The sequence below is a fragment of the Veillonella parvula genome, from assembly GCF_001553335.1.
GTDB lineage: Bacteria > Bacillota > Negativicutes > Veillonellales > Veillonellaceae > Veillonella > Veillonella parvula_S.
This window is the reverse complement of sequence record NZ_KQ960784.1, coordinates 132,183-151,950: the sequence shown is the minus strand read 5'-3', so window position 1 is coordinate 151,950 and position 19,768 is coordinate 132,183. Positions and strand designations below refer to the sequence as shown.

Annotated in this window: 13 protein-coding genes and 1 other RNA gene; 13 read left to right on the top strand and 1 reads right to left on the bottom strand. The window is 42.1% G+C overall.

Going from position 1 to position 19,768, the window contains the following annotated elements; all coding sequences use genetic code 11:
- Positions 1–71 precede the first annotated feature (71 nt).
- The 13 genes from HMPREF1865_RS02670 to HMPREF1865_RS02610 all read left to right on the top strand — a co-directional run bounded on the left by HMPREF1865_RS02670 (position 72) and on the right by HMPREF1865_RS02610 (position 18,290).
- Entirely contained in the window at positions 72–1,007 is a 936-nt protein-coding gene (locus HMPREF1865_RS02670) for a DUF2156 domain-containing protein (RefSeq protein WP_330987024.1), read from the top strand.
- Between the two features lie 205 nt (positions 1,008–1,212).
- Positions 1,213–2,406 carry a GNAT family N-acetyltransferase gene (locus tag HMPREF1865_RS02665; protein ID WP_060919091.1) on the top strand — a complete coding sequence of 398 codons (1,194 nt, stop codon included), beginning with the start codon at positions 1,213–1,215 and terminating at the stop codon, positions 2,404–2,406.
- Between the two features lies 1 nt (position 2,407).
- Entirely contained in the window at positions 2,408–3,274 is an 867-nt protein-coding gene (locus HMPREF1865_RS02660; protein ID WP_060919090.1) for an RluA family pseudouridine synthase, read from the top strand.
- 317 nt (positions 3,275–3,591) lie between these two features.
- Positions 3,592–8,172, top strand: coding sequence for a glutamate synthase large subunit (gene gltB, locus HMPREF1865_RS02655; RefSeq protein ID WP_060919089.1), 4,581 nt, complete (start codon positions 3,592–3,594; stop codon positions 8,170–8,172).
- Between the two features lie 117 nt (positions 8,173–8,289).
- Positions 8,290–8,389: signal recognition particle sRNA small type (gene ffs, locus HMPREF1865_RS09725), an RNA gene on the top strand.
- A gap of 167 nt (positions 8,390–8,556) precedes the next feature.
- Complete coding sequence (gene dnaX, locus HMPREF1865_RS02645) at positions 8,557–11,244, top strand: DNA polymerase III subunit gamma/tau (protein WP_060919088.1); 2,688 nt, start codon at positions 8,557–8,559, stop codon at positions 11,242–11,244.
- A gap of 141 nt (positions 11,245–11,385) precedes the next feature.
- Positions 11,386–11,715, top strand: a complete 330-nt coding sequence (locus tag HMPREF1865_RS02640; RefSeq protein ID WP_008714816.1) for a YbaB/EbfC family nucleoid-associated protein — start codon at positions 11,386–11,388, stop codon at positions 11,713–11,715.
- Complete coding sequence (gene recR / locus HMPREF1865_RS02635; protein ID WP_012864864.1) at positions 11,716–12,312, top strand: recombination mediator RecR; 597 nt, start codon at positions 11,716–11,718, stop codon at positions 12,310–12,312. It begins immediately after the preceding gene.
- Position 12,313: 1 nt separating this feature from the next.
- Positions 12,314–12,565 carry a hypothetical protein gene (locus HMPREF1865_RS02630; protein ID WP_060919087.1) on the top strand — a complete coding sequence of 84 codons (252 nt, stop codon included), beginning with the start codon at positions 12,314–12,316 and terminating at the stop codon, positions 12,563–12,565.
- Between the two features lie 12 nt (positions 12,566–12,577).
- Complete coding sequence (locus HMPREF1865_RS02625; protein WP_060919086.1) at positions 12,578–15,166, top strand: 3'-5' exonuclease; 2,589 nt, start codon at positions 12,578–12,580, stop codon at positions 15,164–15,166.
- The gene (locus HMPREF1865_RS02620) at positions 15,166–16,284 is read left to right on the top strand and encodes an RluA family pseudouridine synthase (protein ID WP_060919085.1); all 1,119 of its coding nucleotides are present in this window, start codon (positions 15,166–15,168) and stop codon (positions 16,282–16,284) included. Before HMPREF1865_RS02625 ends, HMPREF1865_RS02620 begins: the two co-directional genes overlap by 1 nt.
- A gap of 260 nt (positions 16,285–16,544) precedes the next feature.
- Entirely contained in the window at positions 16,545–17,669 is a 1,125-nt protein-coding gene (locus HMPREF1865_RS02615; RefSeq protein ID WP_060919084.1) for a cation diffusion facilitator family transporter, read from the top strand.
- A gap of 48 nt (positions 17,670–17,717) precedes the next feature.
- Complete coding sequence (locus tag HMPREF1865_RS02610) at positions 17,718–18,290, top strand: immunity protein YezG family protein (protein WP_060919083.1); 573 nt, start codon at positions 17,718–17,720, stop codon at positions 18,288–18,290.
- A 33-nt stretch (positions 18,291–18,323) separates the two neighbouring features.
- Here HMPREF1865_RS02610 and HMPREF1865_RS02605 read toward each other — a convergent pair whose 3' ends face one another.
- Positions 18,324–19,766: an amino acid permease gene (locus tag HMPREF1865_RS02605; protein ID WP_060919082.1), complete on the bottom strand. Its 1,443-nt coding sequence runs from the start codon at positions 19,764–19,766 to the stop codon at positions 18,324–18,326.
- Between the last annotated feature and the right edge of the window lie 2 nt (positions 19,767–19,768).

Here is a 19,768-nt window from a genome sequence, read left to right as displayed (position 1 = left end):
GTTAGGATTATGTTTAAACATAATAGAATCGAAACTTTCACAAATCGTGAAAGTAACCTCAAAAGAGGAATCTGATAGGAGGGATTATTATTTTAGAATTTAAACGTTTTGAATTGCGAGATAAACCATTAATCGACAAATATTTTGAACAACATCATTATGAAGCATCCGATAATTGCTTTACTACATTGTTTATGTGGCAAGATCCGTACGGTATTCGCTGGGCTGAAGAGAATGGAGTATTGTACATCCAAGGTGGTGGCAAGCGTGAGCCATTCCTATTGCCTCCATTTGCTGGTAAAGATGCAAAGTTCCTTGATGGTTTGTTGCGTGCTAAAGAATGGTTCGTAGAAAATAAATTGCCGTTCCGATTTAAAGGCGTTAGCAAAGATGTAAAAGAACGCATGGAAGACCTATGTCCTGGTCGCTATGCATTTACACCTGACCGTGACAATTACGAATATATTTACAAGTCCGAAGATCTTATCAACTTGTCTGGTAAGAAATTCCGTCAAAAGAAAAACCATTTAAACCAATTTCGCATGCAATATTCTAACTATGAATATGTGCCAATTACAGATGATATCATCCCATTATGTCGTGAAACGGCAGCATCTTGGGTAGAAACGCATCATGAAGAAGGTATCGAAGATGAATTGGTAGCCATCAACTTGTTGTTTGATAACTGGGACGTGTTGGGTCTTAAAGGCGGTGCCATTAAATTATTCGGCCGTGTTGAGGCTTTTAGTATCGGTGAACTTCTCAATGACAGAATTGCTTTGATTCACATTGAAAAAGCAAATCCAGATATTCGTGGTTTGTATCAAGCTATCAATAATGAATTCATTCGTCATGAATTTAGCGAAGTAGAATTCATCAACCGTGAAGAAGATATGGGCTTGCCTGGTCTTCGTCAAGCAAAAGAATCTTATAAGCCAGATCATTTTGCTGAAAAATATGACGCAGTATATGCTAACGAAGCAGATAATGCGACAGGTGGTAAATAAAATCTGAGCTATGAAGTCGATGTGCTTCATAGCTCATTTTGTTATAATAGAATTGTTAGACTATCTATTTGAATGTAACTATCGTATCATCATGGCGATATGGCCATATGGCGATGTGATGTGCTTAAATTAGATCAGATTAGATATTATACGCTGTGACGCGACAGATAGATAACGGCTCTTATGATATAACGAGGACATAATTATGGAATTTAGAATTGCGACGGCTCAAGATACGTCTCATGTGGAAAATCTATGGGCGTACTGCTTTGAACCAAAGGAAGATCCATTCTTTCAATATTATTTTACAAATTGCTATGAACCAGAGAATACAATGGTCGGGTTAGAACAGGACCAATTGTTGAGCACCGTTCATTTGCGTCAATATAATCTTAATGTACGTGGTGCCGTATTACCTACGAGCTATATGGTAGGCGTTGCCACGCATCCAGCAGCTCGCCGTGGTGGTGTAGGCGGTGCACTGTTAACTGCTGCACTAGAGGAGCTTCGTAAACGCGGTCAAGCTATGACGATTTTGATGCCATCCAAGGCAGCGTTCTATCAGCAATATGGTTGGGAACTTTATGCTCATCAATGGGTGAACACCATGTCGCTAGAAGACTTGCGCCCTATGACAGATAAAACGTTGAGATTTGGCTTACTAAATAGCGTAGATCAATGGACTTTGTTAGATCCAGTATATAAAACATATACGGCTCGTCTTTCTGGCTACGCAGAACGTGGCGAAAAGGAATGGAAACGTTTGTTAGGCAGCTTCTTTGCAGAAGGTGTAAATGTTGCTGTAGTGCGCAACGATGACCATGTCATTGAAGGCTATGCAGTGTATCGTTTAGGTCAGCCTGAAATTCCTGTTACTGAGCTGGTTTACACGACACGCCGTGCACAACGTGCATTATTAAATTATTTCTATAATCACCGTTCTCAAGGTACGTCTATCCGTTGGAATGAAGGCCTTCACGATACATATTATCGCTTCTATCCTGATGGTAGAACTGGCCACGCTACCATGCCATATATGATGAGTCGTATTGTAGATGTAAAAGCTGCTTTTGAAGCAATTTCTGTCAATCAAGAGACATTGATGATGCCTATAACAATGACCTTTGCTGTAAAAGATGGGCTTTGCAGTTGGAACGAAGGTCGCTATGAAGTACAATATGGCAGTGCATTAACTCCATCCGTTAAAAAGATTTCTGATACGATAGAGGGGGAAACAGATATTACCATTGAGGTCGGTGCGTTGAGCCAGTTATTAATGGGCACAATTACGGCTCGAGACCTTGCGTTTGAAGGGAAACTTTCAGTAAGCGAAGAATGGTTAGACTATTTCGATATTCTCTATCCTGAACAAAAAACGTATATTAACGAATGGTGGTAATATGAGTTGGAAAACATATACGGTGAAAGAACCAACTGAGTTGACGGTTTCTAAATATGTAAAGGAACGATTTTCCTTATCCTCTCGGGATATCCAAATGATGTTTCGCAAGAAACGGGTAAAAGTTAATAGCCGTGTGGCTCATTCGCAGCGAGCACTTAAAAAGGGTGATGTATTAACCTTAGAATTACCACAAGATAAGGATTATGGAGTAGACGTAGAAAAAGGACCGATTACCGTTCTCTACGAGGATGCTCATACCTTAGTTGTAAATAAAGCTCCTTTTATGCTCGTTCATCCAGCAGGGCAAACAAAGTCTTGCACTTTAAGCAATTATATAGCTGGTTATTATGCGAAAAAGGGTGTAGTTCATAAGGTTCGCCCTGTGCATCGCCTCGACCGAGATACATCGGGGTGTATTCTATTTGGTAAAACAAAGGAAGCACAACAATATTATACGGATGAGCTACAAGCAGGTCGTATCGATCGTATTTATACAGGACTTGTAGAAGGTCATATTGATGCGGATGGCATGGTAGATGCGCCTATCGGGGCGGATCCAGTCTTTGATAATCGCCGTGTTATCGATGAGTTTGGTCAATCGGCTCAAACGGAGTATACCGTTCTCGGTCATGAAGGCGACAACACTCTGTTACGTTTTAAGTTGTTGACTGGCAGAACCCATCAAATTCGGGTTCACATGGAACATATTGGTCATCCTATCGTAGGTGATGCTATGTATGGTACGCGCAAGAAGCCCTATACACGCCAATGTTTACACGCATCAGAGCTAACTTTTGTGCCGTATGGTAAGGATGAAGCTATTACGATTACCTGTGAAGTAGGGGGTGATTTCGGTCGAGAATAATAACTGTTGATTTTTCCACTCTAAATAATAAGCCATCGTGTTTATTGGATGAGAGGCTTATTTCCCCTGTGTCCTTGTATACAAAAAACAATAGTGATAAAAACTCATAGTCTATGCATGAAAAGCATAGACTATGTTTTTTTTATATTTTCAATTCACAGTGGACAGGAGTATACTGTGTATAGACATAAAATTCTATAGAATGTTAAATTGATAATTTTATAGAGAAATAGTTTGTTAGTTATACTTTTACCAAGATCGAACGGAACGATGCCGCAGTGCTTGGAATGATCAAGTGATATGAAGGAGTGCACGTTATGGATATGAAGCAAAGCACAATAGAGCAACAACGTCTAGATCAAGCTAGACTTGAAGCCAATGGTATGTACAGCAGCCAATTTGAAAAGGATGCGTGTGGCATGGGTTTCGTTGTTAATATTAAGGGAAAAAAATCTCATGATATTATCGACGATGGTTTACGCATTTTAGAGCGCTTGGAACATCGTGGTGGTGCCGGTGCCGACAAGGATACTGGGGATGGTGCCGGTATTTTAGTACAAATCCCGCATGAGTTCTTCAAGCGCGAGTGCGAAGTGCTTGGTATTAACCTACCTGCAGCTGGCGAATATGGCGTAGGTATGGTCTTTGCCCATAAATATGAAAGTCTCCGTAACGAGCAAAAACGAATTCTCGAAGAGGTCGTGCGCGAAGAGGGGCAAGTTGTTCTCGGCTGGCGTGAAGTACCGGTTGATGGTACAAAGGTCGGCAAAGAGGCTGCGGCGATTCGTCCTTGGATGATTCAAATCCTCATCGGCAAAGGCCCTGATGTAACAAACAATAAGGAATTTGAACGCAAATTATATATCATTCGTAAATTGGCAGAAAAACGCATCATCCCATTGAGCAAGGAATTGTCTAGCGATTTTTATATTGCCTCCTTATCCTCCAAAACAATCGTATATAAAGGCATGTTAACACCTGGTCAATTGCGCGACTTCTACCTCGATTTGAGCGACCTTGATTTTACCTCCGCATTGGCAATGGTTCACTCCCGCTTCAGTACGAATACATTCCCAAGTTGGGCTCGAGCACATCCTAACCGTTTCTTAGTTCACAATGGTGAAATCAACACCATCCGCGGCAATGTAAACTGGATCAATGCTCGTGAAGGTAAAGCGGAATCTCCATTGTTCCCAGATATCAAAAAGGTATTCCCTGTAGTAGATGATAGCGGATCTGACTCTGCTATGTTTGATAACACATTGGAATTCTTGCACATGACAGGTCGTTCCTTGCCTCATGCGATCATGATGATGATTCCTGAGCCTTGGGAACGCAATAATCTCATGAGCCAAGAAAAACATGATTTCTACGAGTTTAATAGCTTCATGATGGAACCATGGGATGGTCCTGCGGCTATGGGCTTTACCGATGGTACCGTTATTGGCGGTGTGCTTGACCGCAACGGTTTACGTCCCGCTCGTTACTATGTGACAACAGATGACCGCGTTATCATGGCTTCTGAGGTTGGCGTTGTAAACGAAAACGCTGAAAACATCCGCGCTAAAGGCCGTTTGGAACCAGGTAAAATGCTTCTCATCGATACAGATGAACAACGTATCATCTCCGATGAAGAAATCAAACATCGCGTTGCTACTGAATTGCCATACGATGAATGGGTGAAAGAACATGTTATTCATTTATCTGAAATTACTCAGGCCGATGAAAGCTCCATACCAAAAGTTGAAGATTTATTCAAAAATCAACAAGCCTTTGGTTATACTCAAGAAGACCTTGTTCGCATGATTGTGCCTATGGCAAAAGATGGTAAAGACCCTGTAGGTGCCATGGGTGCCGATGCGCCTTTAGCTATCTTGTCCGATAAACCACAATTACTATATAGCTACTTCAAGCAAATGTTCGCTCAAGTAACAAACCCTCCTATCGACTCTATCCGTGAAGAGATGGTTACATCTACACGGGTAATGCTTGGTAACTCTGGCAATCTAACAGACCCTAACAAAGCTGGGACCTATGCGTTGTCCATGCGTACTCCAATCCTTACAAACCAAGAGTTGGCATCTATTAAGGCTCTTGATTGTCGTCGCATGAAATCCGTAACCTTGCCAATTCTCTTCGACCCAACTAAGGGTGCTGAAGGCTTGCGTGATGCTTTAAATGATTTGTGTGAAAAGGCAGAAGAAGCAGCTCGTACAGATCAAAATGTGTTGATTTTATCCGACCGTGGTGTTGATGAAAATCATGCACCAATTCCAGCATTATTAGCTGTAGCAGCTGTTCATAATCATTTGATTAACAAAGTGTTGCGTACAGAAATTGGCCTCATCCTTGAATCTGGTGAGCCTCGTGAAGTACATCACTTCTGTACATTAATCGGCTATGGTGTAACGGCTATCAACCCATACTTGGCGCTTGAAACTGTACGCGATTTACAAGCTCGTAAACGTATTGGCGATATTACACCAGAACAAGCAGAAAAGAACTACATCAAGGCCGCTGTAGGTGGCATTATGAAGGTCATGTCCAAAATGGGTATTTCCACAGTTCGTTCCTACCACGGTGCACAAATCTTTGAAGCTTTGGGCTTGAATACTAACTTCATTAATAGGTTCTTTGTAAATACGCCAACGCGTATTGGCGGCATTGGTCTTGGCGGTGTAGCACACGAAGCCTTGGCTCGTTATGAACGGGCTTTCAAATCTGAAGAAACAGTACTCGAACCAGGCGGCTGGTATGGTCCTGTAAAAGATGGGGAAGAGCATCTTTTCAACCCTAAGACTATCGATCTTTTACAAGCATCCCTTATCGAAAAGGATTATGCAAAATATAAAGAATACTCCAAAGCGATTCGGAACGATTACCACGTTACATTGCGTTCCTTGATGGAATTGAACTATCCAATAGGCGGCGGTATTCCAATCGAAGAGGTTGAACCGGAAGAGTCTATCGTAAAACGCTTTAAAGCCGGTGCCATGAGTTATGGTGCTATCAGTAAAGAGGCACATGAAGCTATCGCCATTGCTATGAATCGTCTTGGCTCCACATCCAACTCTGGTGAGGGTGGCGAAGACGTAGCTCGCTTCAAACCGTTGCCAAACGGCGACAGCATGAACTCCGAAGTAAAACAGATTGCATCTGGTCGTTTCGGGGTAACAGCGAATTATTTAATCAATGCAAAAGAATTGCAAATTAAATGTGCTCAAGGTGCTAAACCAGGTGAAGGTGGTCAATTACCAGGCAAAAAAGTATATCCTGAAATTGCCAAGGCTCGTCACTCCACTCCAGGCGTTGAGCTCGTATCTCCACCACCGCATCATGATATTTACTCCATCGAAGACTTGGCTGAGTTGATTTATGATTTGAAATGCGTTAACAAAGATGCGCGTATTTCCGTTAAATTGACATCTGAAGCAGGCGTTGGCACGATTGCTGCTGGTGTGGCGAAAGCGAAAGCGGATAATATCTTGATTTCCGGATACGATGGTGGTACTGGTGCGGCAGGTCGTACATCTGTTAAACACGCTGGTGTGCCTTGGGAATTAGGTTTGTCTGAAACTCATCAAACATTGATGCTCAACAGATTGCGTGACCGTGTTCAATTGGAAGTAGACTCTAAGTTGATGACTGGTTTCGATGTGGCTGTAGCAGCTATGCTCGGTGCTGAGCTATTCGGCTTTGGTACATTGCCACTTGTGGCGGTAGGCTGTAAAATGGCTCGTGTATGTAATCTTAATACATGCCCTTATGGTGTAGCTACACAAGACGAAAAATTGCGTGCTCGTTTTACAGGTAAGCCTGAATATGTTGAAAATTTGATGATTTTCATCGCACGTGAATTACGTGAAATCATGGCTCGTTTAGGTATTCGCTCCGTGGCTGAGCTCGTTGGTCGTATCGATCTTGTACGTCAAAAATCGCAAGACGATAACTTCAAATTGTCTCGCGTCGATCTTAAACGCATATTGTTCCGTCCGTACATCGACGCCTCTGTAGGGCATATGCACATGGTTGACCAAGATCACGAGTTGGAACGCACCTTGGATATGTCCAAGCTCTTGCGTATGTGCCGTCCTGCTATTGAGGACCAAAAACCGATTCGCGCTAAATTGGCTATCACTAACATCAATCGTGTTGTAGGTACCTTGGTTGGTTCTGAGGTGACTCGTCGTTATGGTGAAAGCGGCTTGCCAGACAATACAATCAAGTTGAATTTCGAAGGCTCTGCTGGTCAATCCTTCGGCGCTTTCATCCCTAAAGGCATGACACTAGAACTTGAAGGTGATGCGAATGATTACCTTGGTAAAGGTTTGTCCGGCGGTACTATAACGGTGTACCCACCTAAGAAATCTATCTTTGAAGCGGACGAAAATATCCTAATCGGTAACGTTGCCTTCTACGGTGCAACCTCTGGTACATCCTACATTAACGGTGTAGCTGGTGAACGTTTTGCCGTTCGTAACAGTGGCATCACTGCCGTTGTGGAAGGCGTCGGCGATCATGGATGTGAATACATGACCGGTGGCGAAGTACTCGTGCTCGGTAAAATCGGCCGTAACTTTGGAGCAGGTATGTCTGGTGGCTATGCGTACATTCTCGATTGTGATGAACGCTATGTAAATACAGGTCTCGTAGAACTACGTCCTGCGAATAATGATGATCTTAAACGCATTAAAGAACTAGTAGAACAACATGTATTGCATACTAACTCCGCTAAAGGCCGTCACATCTTAGAAAACTGGAATAACTTTGTAAACAGATTTACAAAAGTTGTGCCTGTAGCTTATGAAGAAATGCAAGCTGCTATTGAACGCTTCAAAGAACAAGGCTTATCCTTAGAAGAATCACAATTGGCTGCATTTAAAGAAAAATATGCATAATATATTTCTCCTTAGTTAATTTTTGTTATATAAGAATATAGTGAAAAGCCTCTATAGCTTTGACTATAGAGGCTTTTTCATGTATAATATTTGTATTGTAATATTGGATCATGGCAGTTCTCGGGCCTGTGCAATGGGGGCCTGTGAATCGTGTCAGGACTGAGAGGTAGCAGCACTAAGCGGTAACCTTCATGTGCCACGGGGACCCCGGGGGCTGTCGTGATCGAATATTGCAAGGCGGCCTGTGGGGCCGCTTTTTTTTGTCTAATTGATGGGCTCAAATGACTAGTCTAAATTACTGATAAAACTCTATAAAATGAGTCAGATTTTCTTGAATATGGTATAATAAAGTATTGTAAGTTTCTGAAAAAAGGGGGTGTTCCAATGGCATATATTGCGCTATATCGTAAGTATCGTCCGCAGACATTTACCGATGTAGTCGGTCAGCATCAGGTGTCTGATACATTGATGCGTGCTATCCGCGAAGACAAGGTAGCTCATGCCTATTTATTTGCCGGTCCGCGGGGGACTGGGAAAACGAGCATGGCGAAGATTTTTGCGCGCGCTATCAACTGCGAGCATGGTCCAACGGATCACCCTTGTAACGAGTGTAGTGCTTGTAAATCGATTTTGAGTGGACAGTCTATGGATGTCCTTGAAATCGATGCTGCATCAAATCGCGGTATCGATGAGGTGCGTGCTCTCCGTGAAAGCGTCAAATTTATGCCTGTTGAGGGGCGTAAAAAGGTTTTCATCATCGACGAAGCCCACATGCTCACTACAGAGGCATGGAATGCGCTTTTAAAAACAATCGAAGAGCCGCCAACTCACGTCATGTTTATCTTTGCTACTACAGAAATTGAAAAATTGCCTGTTACAATCGTGTCTCGTTGTCAACGTTATACCTTTAGACGCATTACTTCTGATGACATCGCGCAACGTTTATCTTACGTAGCAGAAAAAGAAGGCTTTGGCCTTGATTCTGCGGCGGCTCAGCTTATCGCTGTTCATGCAGACGGTGGTTTGCGTGATGCCTTGAGTATTCTAGACCAATGTGCAGGTATGGCAACAGGCTCTATTACACCGCAAGTGGTGGAAGAGTTAATCGGTCTCGTAAGTAAGGAATGGATTATTCACTTCCTAGATGCTTTGCGTAACGGCGATGGACCTAAAGTATTATCCTACGTTCACGAGGCCTTGGCAGAAGGTCGCGATGCGACGCAGATTATGGAAGCCCTAGTTCAACATGTGCGTGCCTTGCTCGTTGGTAAGGTGGCTCCTGATGCGGATGAGCTCAAGGTATACGATGCTTTTAAGGATGAGTTCCTAGCTCAGGCCAATAGTGTTGATTTCAATGAACTTAACCAATATGTACGCAGTGCGCAATCCATCATGAATGATGCGAAACAAGTGGACAATCCACGAACCATCATCGAAATGGGCTTACTCGTGCTTTGTGCTAAATTAGGTTCTGTTGATGAAAGTATCGAAGATCGCGTATATGCACTAGAAAGTGCCAAGAGATCCGAACGAAATGATTTATTGAACCGCATGGCTCAATTAGAGCAACGAAGTCCCGTAGCAGCTCCAACAACATATGGAGCTAATGCATTTGTACCACCACAAGGTGGTTATGCGAATAGTTTTGTATCTGTTGATACTACTGTAACTACACAGGATGCTCCAATAAGTAGCACTCAAAATACTATTATTGATGCAGTGCCATCATCAAGTGGTGTGGGGATGACACCGCCTCCTATGAATGGGGTAGGTATGACGCCTCCACCAATGGGAGCACCAGGTAGTACACCTCCTCCGATGAATGGAGTGGGTATAGCTCCACCACCAATGGGCGGAGTTGGCATGGCGCCACCGCCAAATAATGGGGACACGGCTTCCCGAAAACCTACTAGAAACCAAGCTAAAGGTCGCGGTAAAAAAGGTGTTAGTACACAGGCCATCATTAGTGAACAAATCTTGTCTGCTCAAGAGTATCGCAATGTACAATCCAATGTTATTAAATACTTGAAGGATAGCAATCGCAATATGACCTCTACCGTTATTGGACAAGGTCAACTTGTATATGTAGACCAAAGCAAGGCGGTCATGGCCTTTAAAAATACATTGCATCTCAATGTGATGACTAATGAAGTGAATTTGGCGGAAGCAGCTGATGCTTTCACTTATACACTGGGCTATGCGGTACACGTAGAAATCGTGGATGCCCTCACGCAAGTTTATAAAGACTATAAAAAGGCTGCTGGTAGCACCACACAACGCCAAGTAAAAGCACCCCAACGACCACAAGAACCGATGGTTGACGTAAAGACGACCTCCGGTGCGGAACCGACACAAATGGATTTAACCAATGATCCGCAAGAAAGTAAAACTGATTCTGCAGCTGTGGACGCGGCTAAGGCTGCGGCGATGGCGTTTTTAGCTAAGAAAACAGGCGATGCTGTTGGAAATACAGCAGTTAGTGATAGTGCGAATACAAGTACAATAGATGCATCAGAAACTGCATTAGGAGCTGGTGTAGAGACAGAGCCAACATTCGGTGGTGATGTGCCGATTACATCTTTTGATGGCAGTCCATCTGATCAGGTTCCTGATGGTGAGATTCCTATTGAGTCTCTAGCGGGTTCTATTGAAGGGGATGATATTCCAGTTCATTCCTTTGATGATGTGCCTGTAGATGATATGGAGGGTTCTTATGTATCATCCTTAGATGATATGCCGCCACACCCATTAGATAGTGTGACGGTTATCAGCGAGGATGGCGAAGTGTTAGAGCGCCCTATGGATAGCGGTGCACATATCGAGGTTGAAGCTGTCCCAAAGTCTGATGGGGGTGAACCTCGTGAGGTAACCCCACAGCAAGGTGATGGAAATGGTATGCTTTCACCAGCACCTATTGAAGTAGAGGCTATCGATAGCGTTACGGTAGCTCGTGAATACGCATGGGATCCAGCGCATATGACCGAAGAGGAACGAAACAATCCTTTATTGGCAGAAACATTAGAAAAACTATCTGAAGACCATGACATCATAGTCGAGGTCATCGAAGAATAGATAAAAAAGTAATTGTTATATAATAACCTTTGGTCTTAGGGCTATTAGGTGACATATATGTTATAAACCTATGTCATATAGTATTAATGATATAGACTTAGAATATTAGTACAGGACGATGTCCTAAAAGGAGGAAATACAATGTTTGGTAAAGGTATGGGCAATATGACTGGCATGATGAAAAAAGTTCAAAAAATGCAAGCAGATATGAAGAAAATGCAAGAAGAGTTAAAAACTCGTACTGTAGAAGCTTCCGTAGGTGGCGGTGCCGTAACTGTTGTGATGAATGGCGAAAAAATCATTGAGTCTTTGAAATTGAACCCAACAGCAGTGGATCCTGAAGATGTAGAAATGTTAGAAGATTTAGTGATGGCTGCGGTAAACGAAGCTAGCAAAAAAGTAGACGACCTCTTGGCTCAAGAAATGGGCAAAGTAACTGGTGGTCTTAATTTGCCAACAGGTTTATTCTAAATGACAAACGCTTTAGAACGCCTCGTAGAACAGCTGCGCCGCTTGCCTGGCATCGGCTCCAAGTCAGCTAGACGCTTGGCGTACCATTTGGTAGAAATGCCGAAGGAAGAGGTGGACCGCCTTGTAGAAACCATCGTAGAAGCGAAAGGGGCTACGCGTCACTGTTCTATTTGCTTTAACTTATCAGCTCAAGATCCTTGCGAATTCTGTAGCAATCCAAATCGCGATCATACGACGATTATGGTTGTTGAAACATCTCGCGATGTCATTGCTATCGAGCGCAGTGGTGATTATAAGGGCTTGTATCATGTATTGGAAGGTGCCTTGTCCCCTATGGAGGGCATCGGTGCCGATGATATTCGGGTAAAAGAATTGATTGCTCGTCTTCGCGATGGCGTTGTACAAGAGGTTATCCTCGCTACAGACCCAGACGTAGAAGGGGAAGCAACTGCGCTTTATTTGGCGCGTTTGTTAAGTCCAAGTGGCATTAAGGTAACGCGCATTGCCCGCGGTGTTCCTGTGGGCGGCGATATCGAATATGCCGATGAATTAACGCTAGGCGGTGCCGTAGTGAACCGTCAAGAAATGAAAGGATAATATGGAAGCTTTATTAGCATCACCGATTATATCGGCGGTTATTTCCGTTGCTGTAGCCTACATTGCTTTCAAGGTAGCATTTTTCACCATTAAACGGGTGGCTATGAATGTTGTAACTGGGGTTTTAACCTACTGGGTATGTGTTCATATACTGGAGATTCCAATGGATATTGGAGTTGGTATTTGGGCATTAACAGCAATTTTAGGCCCTATTCCTATGGTTTTATCTGCTATATATTACGGCATTTTATAACAGGAGGTCTTTATGCTTATCAATCGTGAACAACAACGCGTTATTGATGAAGTGGAACAGAATATCCTCTTGTTAGCGTCCGCTGGGACAGGAAAAACGAATACACTTGCTTATCGAGTGGCTCACCTCATCGAGGGCGGCTATGCGAAGGCGGAAAATATCTTGTGCATGACCTTTACGAACAAGGCCGCAAATGAGATGAAAGACCGCATTCAATCGCTCGTAGGCAGTCCTGCAAAGGCTGTGGAGGTTAGTACATTCCACAGCTTTTGCTTTTTCATTCTCCAACAAGAGGGAAAGCGCAACGAAAGCTTGTACACGGACGTGACCATCTTTGACGAAGAAGACTGCAAGGAACTTTCTGAACCGTACCGTCCTGGTAAATTGCGAGAAATGTCTTTTGCTAATGTTATCTCCATGGTGAAAGAATATCGTTCCTTATATGGATTTTATTCTGATGACCTTCTAGGCGATTACAAGCGGACCATCGAACGCTTGCAGAAGGAACAGCGCGAAGCCATTGAGCAGCAATTCTCTAGTTTTGGCAATTTCCTTTACAGCGAGCTTCATGATTTCTTGAACCATGGTCACGAATGGATTGCTGCGTATGATGAAAGCTTAGCTTCCGTGCACGGTCTAGACTTTACAGATCTCATCTGTGGTGTTCATCGTCTGTTTCAAGACCCTGTAGTTCGTGAACGTTGGCGTAGCCGTTACAGCTATATCTCTGTAGATGAAATGCAAGATACGGGCGTACTGGAGTACAAGGTATTAGAAATGCTGTGGGAGGGTAATCACGTACTTTTGTGTGGCGACTATTTCCAAACCATATACGAATGGCGTGGGTCCGATCCGTTCCGTTTGCTCAAGCAGTTTGATGCGGATTTCAAGCCTTTGAAAATCATCTTCTATGAAAACTATCGCTCTAACTGGACGCTTTTTACGATGGCTTTCAAGACCTTGCAAAATATGTTTCCCGACCTAGTTGGGTCTATTTACACTGAATTGCCTCGTGCCAATAGTGAAAGCAAGGGGAAGCCAGTTCTCATTAAAGGCTGTAAAAATAGTTATCTTGAGGGGAGATATATCTACGAAGCTATCTGCGCCTTACCAAAGGATGCTAACATTGGCGTTCTCGTGCGGGATAATAAAAAGGCGCAACGATTGAGTGACTCCTTTGAACGTCTCAACAATGAACGACCTGAAGAGGAACGACGTCACTTTATGATTATCGACGAGTTCAAATTCTTTAGACGTCAAGAAATCAAAGATGTTATGGCCTACTTCAAGTTGTTGATGAATCCTAATGATTCTGTCAGTGCGAAACGAATTATCAAGCGATATGTTGCTGGTATTGGTGACGCTCGTATCGGCGCTATTGAAAGTCCCGAAACACGAGAAGTTGGTTTAAAATTGACGGACTTTATGGATATGCCTATCTTTGAGGTAGAGCCTTATGCAAAGCTTGTCAGTGGATTAGAGCAGCACGAAGTAGTTGTTTATGACGTGGAGAGCACTGGCACAGATACAGCTCAAGACCGCATCATTCAAATTGCGGCCATCCGTATCGATGAAAATGGACAGGTCTTAGAGACCTTTGAACGCTTTATCAATCCTGGGGTACCTGTTGGTCAATCCGAAGAGGTACACGGCTTCTCCGATGCGTATTTACAAGAGCACGGCGAAGAGCCAGCTATAGTGTTACAAGCCTTTAAGGAACTCTCTAAGAATGCTATTATTGTAGGTCACAATGTAAACTATGATGTAAGTATCTTTACGAATGAATTGGATCGCTATAACTTAGGTAATCCCGAGTTCAAGGCTGTCTATGATACACTCGATATTTATCGTCGTTTCTACCCTAATTTGCCAAATCATAAATTGGGTTTTCTGGCGTCTACATTCCCTATAAACCACGTCCCGACTCATAATGCGATGGACGATATCTTAGCCACTGCACAGCTTTTAATTTATGCGGTGAAAGAAAATATCGTGCCTACTACAACGGGACGTATGGTAGCTATTAACAAATATAAGGCAGCTTTCACCAATATCGCATCTCAAATGGCGACGTTGCGTAGAAAAGCCTATACGGAGATGCCAACGAAATTATTGGCGTACATCATGAATCAAATGGGGGTTCTAGAATACTACAAATCTCATGGAGAAGTGGCTAAAGTAGAGCATATACGCGATTTATATCGTATCATGGAAAAATTAGATGCGGCTTATGAAGGGCCAGCAGGATTAGCACGGTTAAATCAAATCTTGCAGCTCGCAGCTCTCACGGCGGGCGAGCCTGCACAACAGGTGCGAAACGAAGACCGCATTCCTATCATTACCATTCACCAAGCAAAGGGCAGTGAGTTTGATTACGTATTCTTAGCAGGACTCAACGAAGGTACGTTCCCAAGTCCTTTTGCTATTGCAGAAGGTCGTGAAGACGAAGAAAAGCGGTTGTTCTATGTGGCCATCACTCGACCTAAACAAGAATTGACTATTACCTTTGAACAGACGAATATAAGAGGTCGAGCTGTTCAACCAAGCTCGCTACTCAACTATATGCCACGAGATTCTGAACTCGTAGAAAGGAGATACTGATGGCGCGAAAAACACATCGTCCTGACGATATTCTGTGGACCGTGACCGCTGTAGATATAAACGCTGTGCTTAGCAAGAAATATGCAAAACAAAAGCTGTCTAATAACGGTCGAGACGTATTTAGTAGCAGTCGAGGTATATCGAGTAGGAATCAAGACATGTCAAGTCGTGATCTAGAACATACTGGCGAAGCATGTGATATTTCACTTGGCGAAGTGTTAGATACTAAATATCCTCGAAAGTCCTTAGTTAAACTCTTTGAAGAGAAATTAATCCATATTAATGGGCATAAGGCTACACCAAAGGATGTAATTTCCGTAGACGATGAGATCTGGATTGCTATGGCTAAAGAGAAGATTGACCACGATCCAATCGAAATGGACTTATCCGTTTTATACGAAGACGAGGATCTTCTTATTGTGGATAAGCCAAGTGGTGTGACGGTGAACTCTAAAGATCAACTATCTCTTGCCAATGGTGTGGCGCACTATTTTAAAGAACATGGTATCAAGCGAAAGGTACGTTTCTTGAACCGTCTAGATCGAGATACGACGGGCTGTATTGTCATTGCTAAAAGCGGTCTAGCTCAAAGTCTTTATCAACAACAAATGGATGATAACACCTTTGAAAAGTGGTATTTGGCGACTGTAGAAGGCATTGTAGAAGCTGATGAGGATACTTTAGTATTCCCTATGGAACGCAGTGCTGATGGTATTCATTACGAAGTAAATGCAAAGGGCAAAGAGACTCGCACAGATTTTTCCGTCCTATGTAGACATTCTTCCCAGCCTGTGGATAACTCTGTGAATAAGTCTGAAAATTCTGTGCATATAGGACTAAAAAATGTGGATATAGAATTAGTAGATGTGGATAAAAATAATCCAAATGTGGACAAAACTGTGTATAAGTCCAATAAATGTGGATATACTGAGGTTTTAGTTCGTTTGTACACAGGGAAAACACATCAAATTCGAGTAGCTTTCAGCCATTTAGGGCACCCTCTTGTAGGAGATACATTATACGGTGCACAACCTACGGGACAGCCATTCCAATTATGCGCTCAAAAGGTAGTATTTACACATATGCGCACAGGAGAGCGTATTACGGTTACGGTATAATCTGATCTGGTTAACTCGTTACGTAATACAAAATACCAGTACGTTAATAATAGGTTTGTACTATACATTGTGAAGTCACAATACATCAAAATTTCTAATTGAGAAATGAGAATTATTGATAATTCAGCAAAATCAATAAGTTTAAAAATATTTTTCAAGAAAAATAATGACAAATGATAATCAATAAGCTATAATAGGATTATAAGTAAATCGATATAGTTCTATTTATAAACTATAAATCAGAATGTAAGAGGTGTAGTATGATTTTACAAGATAATGGTGCAGCACGTAATCGGGGGATTACGCTTGCTAGTATAAAAGGCATTATAGGTAATGTCGTTCTCGTTATTTTTAAAATGATTGTGGGCCTTGCGTCTAATTCCATCGCCATCATCCTTGATGCAGTAAATAACTTAACAGATGTATTGTCCTCTGTATTAACTATTGTGGGTACGAAATTAGCCGCCAAAGGGGCTGATAAGGAGCATCCATTTGGTCATGGTCGTATAGAATATATGACTACTATGGCCATAGCTTTCATCATTCTCGGTGCTGGCATTGGATCCCTTAAGGAATCTGTGGAAAAAATTATTCACCCTGAGGTATCTACCTTTGATATTCCAGGCCTTCTTATCATCGCTGTTGCCATCGTGGTGAAAATCGTGATGGGCCGTTATATCAAGGCACAAGGTGAAAAATATAAATCCGATGCGCTCGTAGCATCTGGTATAGATGCCCTTTTTGATGCGGTAATTACCTTTGCCACATTGGTATCTGCAGGCTTAGTATTTTTCTTTAACTTTGATATTCAAGGTTATGTGGGCGCTGTTATTTCTGTTTTAATTTTAAAAGCGGCGTATGATATTTTACGTGAAATGTACAACCATTTGCTTGGTATTCGAGCAGATGATAATTTAATCCGTAATATTAAAGAAACTATCGCACAGCATCCGAATGTGGGTGGTGTATATGACTTGGTATTAAATAGCTATGGTCCGGGAGAAACAATTGGTTCTGTTCATATTTCTGTACCAGATACGATGACAATGGCAGAAGTTCATCCCCTAACAAAGGGCATTGCGGTTCATCTTTATAAAAAGTTTGGCATCAATATGACCGTTGGTGTATATGCTGAAAACCAACCAAGTGTAGAAGTACTTGAAATTAGAAAAGCTCTTGATCAAGTTATTAGTTTATATACACATGTAGTACAAGTACATGCCTTCTACGTACAAGAAGAAAAGAAGGTTATTTACTACGATATTATCTTTGACTTTGACGAAGAAGATCCGCATGGCACATTGGAAAAAATTAAGGCAGAAATGCAAAAACGTTACCCTGACTATACACAATTCGCTATTGTGGATACGGATTTTAGTAACTAATTTTATAAAATGTAATTTGTGTTGATAAATTCTCTAAGGAGAGATGGAATGAAAAAAATTGCTCTTACCTCATTAGCTGTAATGGCGGTTGTTGGCGTGTTTACGATTCAGCCTGTAGATGCAAAAAAGGTAGAACAAGATCCAGTAATGACACCTATTGAAATGCCTATGAATGATGAAATTCAACAGGTTAATGGTGTATCTAAATCTACTAATCAAGAAACACGACGTTTGTCTAATAATTTAGCACAAGCTACAAAAGTGATGATTAAGAAGAATTGGAAGATTATTTATATTAAAGCAGTCCCTATGGGTGATAAGGATGCTGTACGCTTCTATTACAAAGATAATAGAGGGCAAGTATATAATGGTCAAGTCATTAGAAATACAGGCCTATCCAAGGGTAAATATATGGCAGGTTCTTTACGTCAAATAGAGGCATTGCAAGAATTAGTTCACCATTTGCAACAGAATGGTCAAGAAGTACCATCCTCTATTGATATCATGATCACTCAAGAAGGCTATCGCATCAAGACTATTTTTAATTACAATGAAGATACAAGTAATTTACCAGCATATCTAGAACAATATGAACAACAGAATTTCCCTACTATGAAGTAAAAGAAAAGCTCGTGCTATGCACGAGCTTTTTTGTTAGATTACGTAATCATCGGAATCGTCTTTCTTAGGTTTTTTGTAAATTTCTTTTACACCAGCCATTTCGATGAGTTCTTCCCCAAGGGCATCTTCATCGTCTGTGTTAAGCATGGAGTAGAAGGCCCAAAGAATAATAAACCAAATTGGTGTGAACAAGAGGGCAATTCGCGTATCTTCGTTTAATGCTAGAATTGCAAGAACGAAAATAAAGAAAGCTAGGATAATATAATTCATTACAGGGTATAGAGGCATTTTGAATTTAGATTGTGCTGCTAGTTCAGGATTTTTCTTACGATATTTAAGGTGACAGATAACCATCATGGCCCAAATAAAGATGAAGCAGAATGTGGAGATTGATGTAATCATAACGAATACTGCTTCAGGCATTACGTAGTTGAGTACAACCGTAATCAATAATACGGCTGCCGAGAAGATCGTTGCTTGGTATGGTACACTGCTGTGAGTCAAGCGACGCATCGAGCTAGGTGCATGACCGCGTTTTGCCAAGGCATAAATCATACGACCCGTACTAAAAATACCGGAGTTTGTAGCAGATGCTGCAGAGGTAAGAACAACGAAGTTTACGATACCTGCAGCGGCTGTAATACCAACGGCGGTAAATACCGCTACAAATGGGCTTGCAGCAGGGTTAACGGCAGTCCAAGGGTAAATACTCATGATGATGGCTAAAGAACCCACATAGAATAAAATAATACGCAATGGGATATTATTTATGGCCATTGGAATAACCTTTTCAGGATCTTCCGTTTCACCAGCTGTCAACCCTACGAGTTCGATACCTGTAAAAGCGAATACAACCATTTGGAATGATAGAATAAAGCCCATCGTTCCGTTCGGGAACCATCCTCCGTAGTTCCACATATTACTAAAGGCGGCGACGCCAGCATTCGTAGTAAAACCTGTGAAAATCATGATGATACCGATGATGATAAGAGAGATAATAGCAATTACCTTAATCAAGGCAAACCAGAATTCCATTTCGCCGAAATGTTTTACAGCTGTCAAGTTCATTAACAACAAGACGATTAAAACGAGTAAGGCTGGTATCCATTGAGGAAGCCACGGTATCCAGTATTGCATGTAGAGGCCTACGGCTGTTAAATCTGCCATGGCTAGTGAAAGCCAGCAGAACCAGTATGTCCATCCTGTGATAAAGGCTGCTCGATCCCCTAAGTAATCTTCTACAAAGTCGATAAAAGAGTGGTGATTTAGGTTAGATAACAATAACTCGCCTAGTGCTCTCATAATAAAGAAGCACATAACGCCTGTTATTAGATAGGCGAATATGATGGATGGACCCGCCAAGTGAATGGCGCGACCAGAGCCTAAGAATAGGCCTGTACCAATAGCACCACCGATGGCGAGTAGCTGTACATGCCGGTTCTTAAGACCCCGTTTTAACTGATGCGTATCAGACATAA

What these genes read in the sequence shown, in the direction of transcription:
- HMPREF1865_RS02665 (WP_060919091.1), top strand. Translation starts at nt 1,213, where the DNA reads ATGGAATTTAGAATTGCGACGGCTCAAGATACGTCTCATGTGGAAAAT.
- HMPREF1865_RS02660 (WP_060919090.1), top strand. Translation starts at nt 2,408, where the DNA reads ATGAGTTGGAAAACATATACGGTGAAAGAACCAACTGAGTTGACGGTT.
- gltB (WP_060919089.1), top strand. Translation starts at nt 3,592, where the DNA reads ATGGATATGAAGCAAAGCACAATAGAGCAACAACGTCTAGATCAAGCT.
- dnaX (WP_060919088.1), top strand. Translation starts at nt 8,557, where the DNA reads ATGGCATATATTGCGCTATATCGTAAGTATCGTCCGCAGACATTTACC.
- HMPREF1865_RS02640 (WP_008714816.1), top strand. Translation starts at nt 11,386, where the DNA reads ATGTTTGGTAAAGGTATGGGCAATATGACTGGCATGATGAAAAAAGTT.
- recR (WP_012864864.1), top strand. Translation starts at nt 11,716, where the DNA reads ATGACAAACGCTTTAGAACGCCTCGTAGAACAGCTGCGCCGCTTGCCT.
- HMPREF1865_RS02630 (WP_060919087.1), top strand. Translation starts at nt 12,314, where the DNA reads ATGGAAGCTTTATTAGCATCACCGATTATATCGGCGGTTATTTCCGTT.
- HMPREF1865_RS02625 (WP_060919086.1), top strand. Translation starts at nt 12,578, where the DNA reads ATGCTTATCAATCGTGAACAACAACGCGTTATTGATGAAGTGGAACAG.
- HMPREF1865_RS02620 (WP_060919085.1), top strand. Translation starts at nt 15,166, where the DNA reads ATGGCGCGAAAAACACATCGTCCTGACGATATTCTGTGGACCGTGACC.
- HMPREF1865_RS02615 (WP_060919084.1), top strand. Translation starts at nt 16,545, where the DNA reads ATGATTTTACAAGATAATGGTGCAGCACGTAATCGGGGGATTACGCTT.
- HMPREF1865_RS02610 (WP_060919083.1), top strand. Translation starts at nt 17,718, where the DNA reads ATGAAAAAAATTGCTCTTACCTCATTAGCTGTAATGGCGGTTGTTGGC.
- HMPREF1865_RS02605 (WP_060919082.1), bottom strand. Translation starts at nt 19,766, where the DNA reads ATGTCTGATACGCATCAGTTAAAACGGGGTCTTAAGAACCGGCATGTA.